17 protein-coding genes and 1 riboswitch are annotated in these 14,401 nt (G+C 47.5%); of the genes, 15 read left to right on the plus strand and 2 right to left on the minus strand.

Features of this window, described 5'->3' with window-relative positions; genetic code table 11:
- Nucleotides 1-137 precede the first annotated feature (137 nt).
- From ACLB09_RS05140 to ACLB09_RS05155, 4 genes are all read left to right on the plus strand, one after another.
- Complete coding sequence (locus ACLB09_RS05140; RefSeq protein WP_410768678.1) at nt 138-416, plus strand: hypothetical protein; 279 nt, start codon at nt 138-140, stop codon at nt 414-416.
- A 25-nt stretch (nt 417-441) separates the two neighbouring features.
- On the plus strand, nt 442-1,521 hold the full coding sequence (locus ACLB09_RS05145) for an AI-2E family transporter (RefSeq protein ID WP_410768679.1): 1,080 nt from the start codon (nt 442-444) through the stop codon (nt 1,519-1,521).
- A gap of 119 nt (nt 1,522-1,640) precedes the next feature.
- Complete coding sequence (locus tag ACLB09_RS05150; protein WP_410768681.1) at nt 1,641-2,108, plus strand: hypothetical protein; 468 nt, start codon at nt 1,641-1,643, stop codon at nt 2,106-2,108.
- Nucleotides 2,109-2,260: 152 nt separating this feature from the next.
- Nucleotides 2,261-3,397: a zinc-dependent alcohol dehydrogenase gene (locus ACLB09_RS05155; RefSeq protein ID WP_410768682.1), complete on the plus strand. Its 1,137-nt coding sequence runs from the start codon at nt 2,261-2,263 to the stop codon at nt 3,395-3,397.
- Between the two features lie 97 nt (nt 3,398-3,494).
- On the opposite strand, the gene trxA is transcribed toward ACLB09_RS05155, so the two are convergent.
- Both trxA and ACLB09_RS05165 read right to left on the minus strand, forming a co-directional pair.
- A complete protein-coding gene (gene trxA, locus ACLB09_RS05160) occupies nt 3,495-3,815 on the minus strand; it encodes a thioredoxin (protein WP_410768683.1) in 321 nt (106 codons plus the stop codon).
- Nucleotides 3,812-4,189 (minus strand): MerR family transcriptional regulator, encoded by a 378-nt coding sequence (locus ACLB09_RS05165; RefSeq protein WP_410768684.1) that lies wholly within the window; start codon nt 4,187-4,189, stop codon nt 3,812-3,814. Before ACLB09_RS05165 ends, trxA begins: the two co-directional genes overlap by 4 nt.
- Nucleotides 4,190-4,376: 187 nt before the next feature.
- Here ACLB09_RS05165 and ACLB09_RS05170 point away from each other — a divergent pair, with 187 nt between their 5' ends.
- From ACLB09_RS05170 to ACLB09_RS05220, 11 genes are all read left to right on the plus strand, one after another.
- Nucleotides 4,377-4,862 (plus strand): cysteine hydrolase family protein, encoded by a 486-nt coding sequence (locus tag ACLB09_RS05170; RefSeq protein ID WP_410768685.1) that lies wholly within the window; start codon nt 4,377-4,379, stop codon nt 4,860-4,862.
- 12 nt (nt 4,863-4,874) lie between these two features.
- Nucleotides 4,875-5,402 carry a GNAT family N-acetyltransferase gene (locus ACLB09_RS05175; protein ID WP_410768686.1) on the plus strand — a complete coding sequence of 176 codons (528 nt, stop codon included), beginning with the start codon at nt 4,875-4,877 and terminating at the stop codon, nt 5,400-5,402.
- Nucleotides 5,395-5,898, plus strand: a complete 504-nt coding sequence (locus ACLB09_RS05180; protein WP_410768687.1) for a hypothetical protein — start codon at nt 5,395-5,397, stop codon at nt 5,896-5,898. The genes ACLB09_RS05175 and ACLB09_RS05180 overlap by 8 nt, the downstream gene beginning before the upstream one ends.
- A gap of 60 nt (nt 5,899-5,958) precedes the next feature.
- Nucleotides 5,959-6,738 carry a TIGR00266 family protein gene (locus ACLB09_RS05185; RefSeq protein ID WP_410768688.1) on the plus strand — a complete coding sequence of 260 codons (780 nt, stop codon included), beginning with the start codon at nt 5,959-5,961 and terminating at the stop codon, nt 6,736-6,738.
- 86 nt (nt 6,739-6,824) lie between these two features.
- Nucleotides 6,825-7,268, plus strand: a complete 444-nt coding sequence (locus ACLB09_RS05190; protein WP_410768689.1) for an Rrf2 family transcriptional regulator — start codon at nt 6,825-6,827, stop codon at nt 7,266-7,268.
- 253 nt (nt 7,269-7,521) lie between these two features.
- Entirely contained in the window at nt 7,522-8,382 is an 861-nt protein-coding gene (locus tag ACLB09_RS05195) for a VOC family protein (RefSeq protein WP_410768690.1), read from the plus strand.
- 124 nt (nt 8,383-8,506) lie between these two features.
- Nucleotides 8,507-9,061 carry a GNAT family N-acetyltransferase gene (locus ACLB09_RS05200; protein WP_410768691.1) on the plus strand — a complete coding sequence of 185 codons (555 nt, stop codon included), beginning with the start codon at nt 8,507-8,509 and terminating at the stop codon, nt 9,059-9,061.
- A gap of 81 nt (nt 9,062-9,142) precedes the next feature.
- Nucleotides 9,143-9,202, plus strand: a riboswitch (Fluoride riboswitch).
- Between the two features lie 66 nt (nt 9,203-9,268).
- Nucleotides 9,269-10,600, plus strand: a complete 1,332-nt coding sequence (locus tag ACLB09_RS05205) for a voltage-gated chloride channel family protein (RefSeq protein ID WP_410768692.1) — start codon at nt 9,269-9,271, stop codon at nt 10,598-10,600.
- A gap of 167 nt (nt 10,601-10,767) precedes the next feature.
- Nucleotides 10,768-12,558: a hypothetical protein gene (locus ACLB09_RS05210; RefSeq protein ID WP_410768693.1), complete on the plus strand. Its 1,791-nt coding sequence runs from the start codon at nt 10,768-10,770 to the stop codon at nt 12,556-12,558.
- Nucleotides 12,559-12,690: 132 nt separating this feature from the next.
- A complete protein-coding gene (locus ACLB09_RS05215) occupies nt 12,691-13,383 on the plus strand; it encodes a response regulator transcription factor (RefSeq protein ID WP_410768694.1) in 693 nt (230 codons plus the stop codon).
- Nucleotides 13,380-14,384 (plus strand): sensor histidine kinase, encoded by a 1,005-nt coding sequence (locus tag ACLB09_RS05220; RefSeq protein WP_410768695.1) that lies wholly within the window; start codon nt 13,380-13,382, stop codon nt 14,382-14,384. Before ACLB09_RS05215 ends, ACLB09_RS05220 begins: the two co-directional genes overlap by 4 nt.
- Nucleotides 14,385-14,401 lie beyond the last annotated feature (17 nt).

Below are 14,401 nucleotides of genomic sequence, written 5' to 3' on the forward strand. Positions count from 1 at the left end.
CTTGCTATTGACGTAAAACATGGTACGATATTTCAATAAGGATGGCTAGATCGTTCCTTAATCATCCTATTATAGTAGAAACAACGGATTTGATCGACTTTAGATGAGAAATTACAGAAAAAGGAGTCATGGCTGTCATGAAGCTGAACATTGTGCAAGCGGACATGCATAAAGATGAGGAAGGAGCTTTTTTGGGTAAAACCATATTTGAAGTGGAAGGCCATAAGGCGGCTTATGAAATTACGTTCTTCAGCAAGCGTGGCAAGGAGTGGGATTATAGTTTGAATTATGCCCACGAGTCCGGGATTGAAGCGGAATTTGTAAAAGTGGACGAAATGGTCGAACAGGATGACGAACGGTTTGATGAATTGCTGGAGGCTGCCTTGAGCAAGCTTCCGGAATCGGAATCGGAGTGAGCAAAGAAAGGGGGGAGCGTCATTGATGGAGAAACCTTTTTACAGAAGGTGTCTGGGGATCATCATGATCCTGACCATCATTTTTTTGATTCACAAGGTTCATTTTATTTTTAATCCACTGGTGACGCTGATCAAGATACTGATCGTTCCATTAACGATCTCCGGGTTTTTGTATTATCTGTTGCGGCCGATCGTACAATTCCTGGAAGAAAAAAAGATGAGCCGGATGCTGTCCATTCTGTTCATATACCTGCTGTTTGCAGGAGTTGTCACTATATTTCTGATGGTGGTATGGCCGCCGCTTCAGAAGCAGATTACCGAGTTCATCAATAACGTGCCGAAACTGATCGACGGCTTGCAAAGCCAAATGAATGAAATCAGGAACAACCGTTATTTTTCGATGTTCGACAACAAAGATACGCAACTGATGGACAAAATCACGGAGTATGTTAATGCGGGCATTCAGAGCGCAACGGGGTACATTTCCCATGTGTTCAGTTTCTTGAACGACTTCTTTATTGTCGTCGGTACAGTACCGATTATGTTGTATTACATGCTCAAAGAAGATCACCGGGTGACCCCGTCACTGGTGCGCATGGTTCCTAAGCGTTACCGCCGGGAGGGCGAAAATGTAGTGCATGACATCGACACGATGCTGAAAGGATTCATTGCGGGAAGAATGATCAGTGCCGTGGTGCTTGCCGTGATGTGCTTCCTCGGTTTTTGGCTGATCGGGTTGCCATACCCGTTGCTGCTAGCTATTGTCGGAGCGCTATTCAATTTCATTCCGTATTTCGGTTCGCTGCTTGGCGCGATTCCTTGCGTGATCGTCGCTTTTACCGAATCTCCTTCCATGGTGGTTTGGGTCATCATTATTGTAGTCATTGCGCAGCAAGTCGAAGGAAATCTGATTTCACCTTATATCTATGGAAAAACGATCAACATTCATCCGCTAACCACGATTGTGCTGTTGCTGATTGCCGGTGACTTTGGCGGAATCTTGGGGATGATTTTGGCGATTCCGCTGTATATGATGGTGAAAATACTCGTGGTTCGCGTGTATCAAATCTTTTTGTCCGAGAAGGTAGAGGAACTGAATACGTAATCCAAAATATTTCCATTTCCAATTGAATTGGTGACGAAAATCATATCACCAGTTCCACTCCTTGCGAGATGATTAACCTAATAAAATGGTTATCAAAAATTCTCGGGGGATGATAAGAAATGGCAGTAACCGCCAAAAACGGGAAGTACTTTTATGCCTGGAGCAAGATACTTCCCGATGGATCCTTTTACCTGCCGGATCAAGCCCTGCAGGAATATCATATCCGGACCGATTCGAAAGTCATTTTGATGTCAGGGCGCAATACCGCCAAAGGATTTAGCGTCGTTTGCAAAGAACTGATCGATAATTCTCCGCTGGCCAAGGTGTTTGCGAGCCTGCCGCAGTTGCAAAGCTTCTCAATTCCGGAGGGAGAAACGATCACCTTCAAAGAACGAGTGTTTTGCTGGACTTATCTAGGCAGTGATCACTACATTCAGCTACCGCTGCAAACATGGGCCGAATTCGGCGTGAACCCTGGTGACAAGCTGCTTAGTTTGAGAGCTACGCATCTGGCGTTCAACAATCTGGCTGATGGGCCTTATATTGAATTGGCTAAACAAGTCAGAGGCATGACGGTATACGAATAAGCAAGTTCATAAATGTCAGAAGGCTTCCTGCGTAAATACGCGGGGAGCCTTTTTTAATTTCATACGATGATCGAAAGAAGATTTGTTCGGGTAATGAATCATAGTTTGCCGTTCACTTACGCAAAATGAACATGAATGAAGGGAGCGATTTCATGAAAGCAGTTACTTACCAAGGAAAAAAGAGTATCCGTGTCAAAGACGTGAGAGATGCCAAGCTGGAAAAAAAAGACGACATCGTCGTACGCGTCACTTCGACGGCGATTTGCGGTTCGGATCTGCATATTTATAACGGGGAAATTCTCGGGATGTACGATGATTATGTAATCGGTCACGAGCCGATGGGGATTGTGGAAGAAGTCGGGCCCGAGGTAACCCGGGTAAAGAAAGGGGATCGCGTGATCATCCCGTTCAATGTGGCGTGTGGAGAATGTTATTTTTGCAAGCATCAGCTGGAGAGCCAATGCGACAATGCCAATGATAACCGGGATACCGGCGGATATTTCGGATATTCCTCCAGATATGGCGATTATGCAGGGGGTCAGGCGGAACTGCTTCGGGTTCCTTTTGGCAATTTCGTACCTTTCGTCATTCCCGAGAATGCGGAAATGGAGGACGAGAAACTGCTGTTTCTGTCCGACATTGTCCCGACCGCATATTGGAGCGTAATCAATGGAGGCGTGAAGGCCGGGGATACGGTTATCGTCCTTGGTTGCGGCCCGGTTGGATTGCTTACGCAAAAATTCGCCTGGCAGAAAGGAGCCAAACGGGTTATAGCCGTGGACTATCTCGACTATCGCCTTGAACACGCCAAGCGGAGCAATGGGGTTGAGGTGTTTAATTTTGAAAAAACGGACAATTTGGAGGAACACTTGAAAGAAATTACGCAAGGCGGCGCGGACGTCGTAATCGACTGCGTAGGTCTGGACGCCAAAAAGTCGGTTGCCGAAAAAGTGGAGACCGCTTTAATGCTGCAGGGCGGCTCCCTTAGCGCATTTAACCTGGCATCCAAAGTGGTTCGAAAAGCGGGGACGATCCAGGTAACGGGAGTTTACGGCCTGAAATATAATCTGTTTCCGTTTGGCGACCTTTTTGAACGGAACATCAACATTAAAACCGGGCAAGCTCCGGTGATTCATCTGATTCCCGAACTGTATGAGCAAATCCGGACGGGGCGCTTTGATCCAACGGACATTATCACGCATCGTCTGCCTCTCGACCAGGGAGAGCATGCGTATAAAATATTTAACGATAAAGAAGAAAACTGCATTAAAGTGATTTTAAAGCCTTAAAGCAGATCCTGCCGGCTTTGGACATTATTTCTCCCGAACAAGAGAAAAACAGCCCTCAATAAGCGGCTGTTTTTTTATTACGTACCGGATTGGATGCTTAGTGATATTTCCCGATAATTCCATCATAGACTTCTCTAGGTCTTAATCCGACCAGTTTCTCCACCGGCTCGCCGCCCTTGAAGAAGATCACGGTCGGTAAAGACATGATTCCGTAGGTTGCCGCGAGTTCCGGGGATTCATCGACGTTCACTTTCATCAGGTTGACGTTTCCCTTGTAATCTTCGTGCAGTTGTTCGAGGATAGGCCCTAGTACTTTACACGGCGGGCACCACGGGGCATCAAAATCCACAAGGGTTACTCCTTGAGCCAGCAGTTCCTGGTTGAACTCCGTGGGGCTCGTTACTCTTTTTATACTCATGCTTCATTTCTCTCCTTTAAATTCGGATTTTCTTCCTGCAGATAAGCAATCCTTTCCTGCAGATTGGACTTTATCGAGGACAGCAAAGTGATTTGCTCTTCGATTTCTCTCAGTTTGCTGCGATAAACAGGCATAATCTGTTCGCAAAACGCTTCCTTGCTAGCCATTACGCAGTTTAGAAAACCGGAAATCTGTTCGGTGGTCAGACCCAGCTGGAGATAAAACTGAATCGTCTTGACTTGCTCAACGGATAGGCTGTTGTAGTCGCGATATCCGTTGTCCATCCGCCGCGAGGCAATCAATCCTTGCTGCTCATAGTAACGCAGTGAGCGAATGCTGGCCCCCGTGGCTTTGGATAATTCGCCGATTTTCATAGCTTACGCTTCACCTGCCTTTAGTGCGGTTTCGGTAACGTACTGCCATTATAAACCCTGACATTAGTGTTAGGGTCAATCTATTTTTCTCTAGTATCCGAACCGTGTATAATGAAATGAGCGAATGAAGGTCAGCTTGTCGGGACAGAAGTCGTAAATTCGCCAATTCATATGGAGGAGGAACCAAATGAAACCGGCTTTATTGATTATCGACTTGCAAACAGGTTTTGTTTCCGGTCCGCGAAGACGCGGGGAAATTGAAGGGGCATGCGAGTACATTAATGCAACCTCCGAGTTGTTTCGGAATGCCGGTCTACCGGTTGTGATCGTACAAGACACCGAATGCGGCAGAGAGAGTGAAGGCTTCGAACTGATTCCCGAAATCGATGTGCAGGAATCTGATTTGCGCGTTGAAAAAGAGTGGTCAAACTCGTTTTGGAAAACTCCTTTAGAGGAGTTACTGCTTGAACAAGGCGTTGATTTCGTTGTTGTTTGCGGCTTCGCTGCAGAGCATTGCGTGACCTTCACTTACAACGGAGCCCGCGAACGAGGATTCGGTGCGGCCATATTGCAGAATGGAATATTAGGCGAGCACCCGAATGCGGTTCGATCCGTAACCGAGGCTCGCCCGCTCATCTCCTATTCCGTGATAGCTTCCATGTTGAAGCGGTAAGGAGAAGAACATATGAAGCAACGGGAATTTGTTCTGGAGGGGACGCGCCTGCGGATCAGGCCTAGCCGTCCGGGTGCGGACATGGATTTTGTACTGGAGCTGGAGCATCATGAGGAAAACCGGCGCTTCATTAGCCCTTGGCTACGGGAACAGCACGAAGAGTTCAAACTTGAAAAAGATCATCTTCATTTAATTATTGAGAACAAGGAAACAAAGGAATATGTCGGGTATATGCTGCTGGAAGGAATCTTGTTAGTTAGCGGATGTATAGATTTGAAACGTCTTGTCATTGCTTCCAAAGGTCTAGGTTACGGGCGCGAAACCCTGAGACTCGTGAAGGATTGGGCTTTCAATGATGCAGGAGCGCATCGGCTTCAGCTTGATGTGAAAAGTATCAATTCAAGAGCGAAGGGACTTTATGAGTCTGAAGGTTTCGTTCAGGAAGGATTGCTTCGCGACCGCTTCCGCAATGAGAGCGGTAATGGCTATGTTTCGCTGTACATCATGTCTATCCTGGAAAAGGAGTATCGGCATGTTTGATCCTACGGTATTTGACAATTTGAAGGTCGTACTTGAAGGCGCCGTATACGATTTGGACCTGCGTGAGCAGCTTCGTATTAGCGGTCGAATTGATCGGGTGGAGTTGTCGACGATGTCCAGGTATTACTCGATTCAATTCAGTTTGCCCGATAAACCGGAGGTCTGGGCCGAATTAAGGCTGTGGGCGGATACGGAGGATTTGGCGGGTGAAATACTGGAGCTGAATTCCGTCACACTTGGATGTCAGATGCAGCCGGTCTTCTACAAACATCTGAAAGATCCTGCTGGCGAGTGTCCGGTGATCGAGCGGCTGACTACGGAAATATGGGGTAGTCATATCCATCAGATTCAGAGGATATTCTCGGTTTATGGCGATGCCCAGTCTCTTCCGCTGGACGAAATCATTGTTCAATTCAACAGAAGGTTTGGGGAAGAGGTTGCCTCAGACTTGCCGCAAATGCTGGATCATATGCTGATTATGCTGGAAAGACTTTAACGCTCACGGTAACTATTTTACATAATTAATATAATTAATTATTAGCGGGAGGCCAAACTAATGAATGCTCATGAAATCGATTATCGGATTATCGGTGAGGAAATGCAATGCGTCGAGGTACATCTTGATCAGGGAGAGAGCGTAGTGGCGGAAGCCGGCAGCTTTATGATGATGGATCCCGACATTCGGATGGAGACGATCTTCGGAGACGGCAGCAACCAGGGCGGAGGCTTGATGGGGAAATTGATGGGAGCCGGAAAACGTCTCATTACCGGTGAAGGTCTGTTCATGACCGTGTTCACCAATGCCGGTTATCAGCGTCAGGGCGTGACGTTTGCTTCACCGTATCCCGGTAAAATCATTCCGCTTGACCTGCAAATGCTGGGGGGCAAAGTGATTTGCCAAAAAGATTCCTTTCTTTGCGCGGCTAAAGGCGTATCCGTCGGAATTGAATTCCAGCGTCGGTTGGGGACCGGTTTTTTTGGCGGTGAAGGATTCATTATGCAAAAAATCGAAGGGGACGGCCTCGCTTTCGTCCATTCCGGCGGGTTAGTACTCGAGCGTGATCTTGCTCCTGGCGAGGTAATGCGTCTTGATACCGGCTGTCTCGTGGCGATGACCGCTTCAGTCGATTATAACATCGAGTTCGTTAAGGGCGTAAAAACCGCGCTGTTTGGCGGTGAAGGCTTATTCTTTGCTACGCTCCGCGGCCCTGGTAAAGTATGGGTACAGTCGCTTCCGTTTAGCCGCTTGGCCGATAAGGTGCTTTCCGCTGCGCGTCATGGAGGAAAAGACGAAGGCAGTCTGCTTGGAGGACTCGGAAATTTGTTTGAGCGTTAAGGATAAGGAGCAATCATCAAGAGGGATTGACATCGGCCTTTTGTGTAACTATTATAGTTACAGTGAAAAGGAAAAGGGGGATAGCCATGACGATCAGCTCGCGATTTTCCGTTGCCATTCATGTTTTGTCCCTGCTTGAACTGAACAAGGAAGGCGTCAATACCTCGGAGTATATTGCAGAAAGCGTGAATACGAACCCGGTGGTCATCCGGCGGATCCTCGGCATGCTGAATAAGGCCGGGCTGGTAAAGGTGCGGTCCGGCGTTGCCGGGAGTAAGCTGCAGCGGCCGGTATCTGAGATCACGCTGCTTGATATTTACCGTGCGGTACATGTCGTGGAAGAAGATGCTTTATTTTCGATCCATGATAAACCGAATTCAAAATGTCCGGTCGGACGCCATATCCAGGCCTCGATCGAGCCCGTTTTTTCATCGGCTCAAGCCGCGTTGGAACTTACGCTGGAGCGGGTAACGCTTGAAGAAATTGTCGGTTCGATTCAGTCGTCGGAAAGTGAAGATTCCTGCGGATAAAACAAAACGAATAAATAATTAACCTGATGAACTATAAAAAGCCCCTTTTGGGGCTTTTTTGTTGTCATTATATTTTTGGAGGAATCACTTAATAATAAACAGTGATTTATAGATCAAATTTAAGAGCGGGCAGATTCGTGGGTTGACATGAGCAATAACTGTAACTATACTAGTTACATCGATAAACTGTAACCAGCTAAGTTACACTTAAATTTGTTTACAACTAAAAATCATAAAAAAGGAGGATGAAGCTGTGTCTAAAAGTATTCATCCGGAAACTCAACTTGGCGCCGTGCGCTTGAAAATTACGAATATGGAGCATTCGCTCACGTTTTATCAGGAAGTGATCGGCTTACGGATTTTAAACCGGCAGGGATCGGTTGCGGAGCTTACCACAGACGGCCAAAGTCCGCTGCTCATTCTTGAGGAAGACCCGCAGTATCGGCGATTGCCGGAGCGCTCCGTATCAGGTCTGTACCATTTTGCCATATTGGTACCGGATCGCCTTACTCTTGGGGTAGCTCTGCGAAATATGGCCCATCATAAAATCCCGCTCGGGCAAGGGGATCATTTGGTCAGTGAAGCACTGTATTTGAACGATCCCGACGGAAACGGGATTGAGGTGTACGCAGATCGGCCCCGTGATACATGGAAAAGAGACGATCAGGGTGAAATTATGATGACCACCGATCCGGTGGATATCGATGGCCTGCTGGCGATTTCGGAAGGGGCGGAGTGGAACGGCTTGCCGTCCGGAACGAAAATCGGCCACGTGCATTTCCATGTCGGGAATTTGCAGACCGCCAAGCATTTTTACTGCGACATCCTCGGTTTCGATATCGTCGCACACTATGGAAGCGCAGCACTGTTCATTTCCGCAGGGGGATATCATCACCATATCGGCTTGAACCTTTGGGCCGGTGCCGGTGCCCCGGCTGCACCTGAAGACGCCGTTGGATTGCGCTACTTCACGATAACGGCTCCCGACCGGGGGGCACTTGCTGAGATAGAGCGTCGAATTAGCGCTGAGGGCGTTTCGTTCGAGTCTCAAGCCGATTGTATCTCGCTCACTGATCCTTTCGGGATCGGGATGAAGATTGTCGTGCAGTCCTGATTCCGTTTGCGCGGGAGAAGGTCACGGTATTATCTGAATCTTAAGCCCCCAGAAAGGGCTTTCTCTGCTTCGTCCTTTCGCCTATAATATAGATTACCAATTCAGTACGAAAGGACCGAATGCCATGCAGCTGTTCCCTCAATTGGAGACGGAAAGATTCATATTGCGCAAGCTGACTTCAGAAGATGCCGGCGATTTGTTTCATTATTTTTCCAATGATGAAGTAACCAAGTATTATGACGTGGACAGTTTTGTGGAGCTTCGGCAGGCGGAGGACCTGATTCAATCCTGGAACAGCCGGTATATGGAGAAAAAAGGATTTCGCTGGGCGATCACGGTCAAACCGGGCAACAAGGTGATCGGAACGATCGGTTATCACAATTGGGCCAAGCGGCATTACAAAGCGGAAATCGGATACGAACTGAATCCCGCTTACTGGGGGCAAGGCGTCATGACCGAAGTGCTGCAGGAAATTATGCGGTTCGGTTTTGAAGATCTGGGGCTCAACCGGATTGAAGCCTATATCGACCCGGACAATATCCGGTCCAGATTTTTGCTGGAGAAAACGGGATTCCATGAAGAAGGTTATTTGAAGCAGTGCTTTTATGAAAAAAATCAATTCGTGGACGGCGTGATCTTTTCCCTGTTAAAAAGTCAATACTTGGAGAACCGGGAGTAGCTTGGCATCCGGCGCAAAACCGACAAGTTGTACACTAATTGTCGGTTGACTGAACTACTTGGCTATATTAAAATGCAATTATCTATTATAGGCGATGGAGTTCGCCATAACCGCTGAAGAGCTGATGACTCCTACCAGAGATTTGAACATTTCCCTGGTAGGAGTCTATTTTTTTGCTCGCCGAGGAATGGAAAGGAACAAGAAGAGATGAGACAATTTAGACAAATCTGGTCCAAACGGCCGGAAAAATGGGACCTGCTGGCCCTGTCGGGCACCTTGCTCAAGTGGATCCTCCTGGGGAGCGGAGTGGGGATACTGGCAGGCACGGCGTCCGCGTTCTTTTTGAAGAGCCTGGATATGGCGAGTAACCTCCGGCTGGAACACCCTTGGTTATTATTTCTTCTGCCTGCAGGCGGGGCCCTGGTCAGTTATCTGTATTGGAAATTCGGGAAGAATAGCGCCAAGGGCAACAACCTGATCCTGGAGCAAATCCATGGCGGGCATGAAACGATACCGCTCCGTATGGCGCCGCTTGTTTTGTTCGGTACGATTGTTACGCATCTGTTCGGCGGTTCGGCCGGCAGGGAAGGCACGGCTGTGCAAATGGGCGGAAGCCTGGCCGAATGGTTCGGAAAATTGCTGCGCGTCGGTCCGGTCGACCGCAAAATTTTGCTCATATGCGGGATTAGCGGCGGATTCGGATCGATCTTCGGAACTCCTTTGGCAGGAACCGTATTTGGCCTGGAAGTGCTGGCGATCGGACTCATTAGCCACGAAGCGATCATTCCGGCATTTATTGCCGCTTTCGTCGGCGATCTGGTTACTTCTTCTTTCTGGGGCGTCTCCCATATTCATTACTCGATGGGCGTAATTCCACAATTGGACTGGCTTGTTGTCCTTAAAGTCATATTTGCTTCTATCTTGTTCGGACTAACAAGCAGGGTGTTCAGCGAACTGACTCATGCCTTGAAAAGAGGCTACGCACGGCTGTTCAAGAACCCAGTACTTAAAAGTGCGGTTGGGGGCGTGGTCATTATCGCGTTGGTCTATGTCGTGGGCAGCCGAGACTATTTGGGCTTGGGTATCCCATTAATTCAGAGTTCGTTTTCGGAACTGGTATCGCCATTCGCCTTTTTGTACAAGCTTGTGTTTACTTCTCTCACGCTCGGTGCAGGCTTCCAGGGAGGAGAAGTTACGCCTTTGTTCGTGATAGGGTCAACATTGGGTAACGCGCTTTCCGGCTTTCTTCACTTGTATGCGCCTTTTTTGGCCGGTCTCGGATTTATCGCCGTGTTTTGCGGCGCCACCAACACGCCGATTGCCTGCTTTTTGATGGGGATTGAATTGTTCGGTTCGGACGGAGCGATTTACCTCTTTATCGCTTGCATCGTAAGCTACTTGTTCTCGGGACATACCGGCATTTATACTTCGCAGCAGATCGGTATCTCTAAAAGCCTTTGGATTCCGGTCCCGCAAGGAACTGTGCTGTCCAATGTGAAGAATCTTAGAAACAGCAAAAAAGACAGACCATCTTCGTGACTTGAATCCCGTTCCCAAGACATTAGTCTGTGAACGGGATTTTTTTGTATCCGTCGGGTTTTGTCGTGGAGGAATAACACCGTTCTGGACGAAATAATAGAAGGGGGATTTTGAGGGAAAAAGTGGAAAACGGTCGGGCTGCCGAACAGTCCAAGAAGGAGGAAATCATGTCCAGAAAGAGACGGATGGGATGTTGGGGAATCATTGCGTTACTGTTGTTGACCATGAATTTAACGGCTTGCACATCAAAACAGGGAAACGGGAATGCGGAGCCGAGCAAAGCGGAGAATCATCAGCAGAATCAGAGTGAAACGGAACTCGAGCGGTTGACCAAGCTGATGCAGACCCATATCAGCGAAAACTTGAAATACCGGGGAAAAGAATCCGTTAAAGGATCTGCGGATGAGATGCTGGTGTTTTACGCCGATGTCCCCGAAGGGACCGAGACTGCGCAATATAACCTGAATCCAAGAACAGGCACCGTAGTGGATGCCGTTAGCGGGTCGCCTTTGCTTAACGTCTTGATCGAGTCCCCGAATTTAAATGAATTGAATGGAGAAACGTATATTTCTGCGTTGGAAGAGCTTGTAACCACACTGATTTTAGAGCAGGGATATAAGCTTGATGGCAAACTGGATGATTCTTTTGTCGGATTTCAAGGTGACGGAACCATGGAGTATGAAGTTACCAAACCGGGAGGGCTTGTCCCAGGCCTATGCTTAATCCACGTCGAGCCCTTTACGAAAGAGGTTACGGAAGTAGGGGAGATCAAAGCCTCGGATGAGGTACTTGAAGTTGTCTCTGATGATACGGCGGAGAAGCCAAACTACGCCTTGCAGGATGAAAATGCAACCCTGGAGCAATTGGCGGATCATGGTTATCAGATAATTGAAGATCAATCTTTCGAGACGGAAATGCAGCCGTGGGGGAAAATCACATTTCTTTCCGGCTATTATATTGAGAATGGAGTCAAACAACCGGTATATCATATCCTGAATTCGGATCAAACCGTAACCTATACTTTACCTGTCGTGGAAACCGGGAATGATACATTTACGGACATCAAAGCCATAGCTTTCAAGGATATGAATGCGGACGGCAAAAAGGACATCCAGATCCTAAGCCAATACAAATCCGCGGAAAGCGGCGATCAGGCTACGCGGGCAGCCGTCTATTTTTCAACCTGGGAATATTATACGGTTTTGCCGTGGTACAATGATTTGCTGGATGACTCAGGCCAAAACGATACGATTAATAACTTAGTGAAGGAGGGCCGCCGGATACAGGGACAAATCTCTCCGAATGCGGACAATACGGAGATTGAGCAAGAAATCAAAGCTTTAGCATCTTTGATCTGCAATGGAAAGCTCCTTCATACCGGAGATTTGGATTATGCGGCTTTAGATGCTTCCTTGTTGATTTTTTCTCAGAACTCGCCGGCTGACGAGATTCGCTTGGTCGGATTGATCGGAGAATATTTTGCCGATCATAGAGAAGCCGCACTCGCCGGACAAGAAGCATTGGCCAACCAAGTTCGGCAATATGAGAAGCTGCTGTCACAAATTATAACCGATGCCGAAATGTTTAACGAGATTAAATATGAAGGCGGCTCGATGTGGAACACCTTTAATGCTTATGCGGAATTGGATCTGCAGATCGAACTGAATCGTTATGCTTCGAATGAGCCGTTCGAAACGAATGAGGAATACGACACGTATGGTTGGCTTCAAGATGATTGGAAGGAATTCAGAAAAGAAATGCAAGCCGCAGTCAAAAATAAAGTCATCGGCAATGATGATTACAGCGTAGATTTATCGGACGATCAAGTAGAACAGATCAAAAGGATGGAAAAAAGGCTCACCACGAATATGAATGAGCTATTGCAACTCATGGCGTCTGATCCTGGCTCAACACGTCTGATGAAATTGGTCAGTGATACTTTTTATAATGAAATGTAAATGTCGTTCCTGAGAAGTACCATAACTTATATTATGTAAACTTCCATCCTTTGATGGCATAACCGACAGTTTTACTATAAACTGTGAAAGGGAATACGAGGCATTCCGATTACATAAAGCGTGGTGACTTCCTTGTTTAAAATTATGCTGATCGAAGATGATATCACTTTATTTCATGAGATTAAAGAACGGCTTGTGCAATGGTCCTATGACGTTTACGGCGTTCAGGATTTCAGCAAAGTCCTGCAGGAATTTACGGATTTTCGGCCTGATCTTGTTATCATTGATATTCAGTTGCCGAAGTTCGACGGGTTTCACTGGTGCCGAATGATCCGGTCCCATTCCAATGTCCCGATCATTTTCCTGTCTTCCCGCGATCATCCGACGGATATGGTGATGTCCATGCAGCTTGGCGCGGACGACTTTATCCAAAAGCCGTTTCACTTTGAGGTGCTGATCGCCAAGATTCAGGCTACGCTCCGCCGGGTGTATAATTACAACACCGAGCGCGTTGAACTCCGCACCTGGCGCGGGGCGACCGTAGAATATGTTAAAAATACCATTACTACTCAACAGGGCTTCGTGGAACTTACCAAGAACGAGATGTTCATTCTAAAGATGCTCATTGAGCGAAAAAATCAGATTCTGAGCCGGGAAGAACTCATCAAGAGTCTTTGGGACAACGAGCACTTCGTCAGCGACAATACGTTGACCGTTAACGTTAACCGGCTCCGCAAAAAATTGGAGCAGATCGGATTGGAGCCTTATATTGAAACGAAGGTGGGTCAGGGGTATATGGCAACGGAGGAGGCGGATTCCTTGTGATTGCGAAATATCTCAGGGAACGGCTTAGCTGGATCTTGATGTTTGCGGTCCTGCAACTGCTGGTTTTATCTGTTGCCGCGTTGGATACGACCATTCCCTTTTTGTCGGTTCTATATATCGTGTTTTTGTCCGTATTGATTTTTACGATCTTTCTAATGGTCAGGTATCAGAAGGAGACCAAATTTTACAGAAATCTGGAATCGTGGGACGATACCTACGAAGTAACTTCCATCCCTGAACCGGAAAGTCCATTTGAGGTTATGGCGATGAGCGTGCTGAACTTGCAGGCCGAGCGATACAAGCAGGATTCCTCCTTACTTCGGATCGAACTTGAGCAAGAGAAGGATGAACTGCTGTCCTGGATTCATGAAGTGAAAACGCCGCTTACGACGCTGCAATTAATGATCGAGCGATTGAACGACGAAACGCTTAAAGGACAGATGATGTACGAATGGCTTCGCATTCATTTGCTGCTGGACCAACAGCTTCATCAAAAGCGAATTCCGTTTATCAAGAACGACGTATTTATTGAGATTACAGCGTTGGAACCGCTCATCTATGCGGAGATCAAGGCACTTAAATCTTGGTGCATGCAAAAAGGCATCGGCTTTGATGTTTCCCTGCCGGTGGTCGAGGTACTCACAGACGCCAAATGGTTCGGTTTCATTATGAGGCAGCTCTTGACGAATGCCGTGAAATACAGCGAGGCTTCGGATATCGTAATCGAAAGCGGCATGAAGGGCGGGCAAGTCTGTCTCCAAATTCAAGATTCCGGGCGGGGTATCGACCCCAAGGATCTTCCCCGTATCTTCGACAAAGGCTTTACGTCGACGACGGCGCACCAGGACAGCGCGGCTACCGGTATGGGGCTTTATTTGGCGCTTAAGGTTGCCGACTCCTTATCCATCACCATAGATGTCATATCCAAGCTTGGCGAAGGAACTACCTTTAAGCTTACGTTTCCGAGAAAGAACGATTTTATGAACCTGACAGGCATGTGACAACATCGTCACATGCT

The organism is Fontibacillus forbon (assembly GCF_046559655.1).
Classification (GTDB): Bacteria; Bacillota; Bacilli; order Paenibacillales; family Paenibacillaceae; genus Fontibacillus.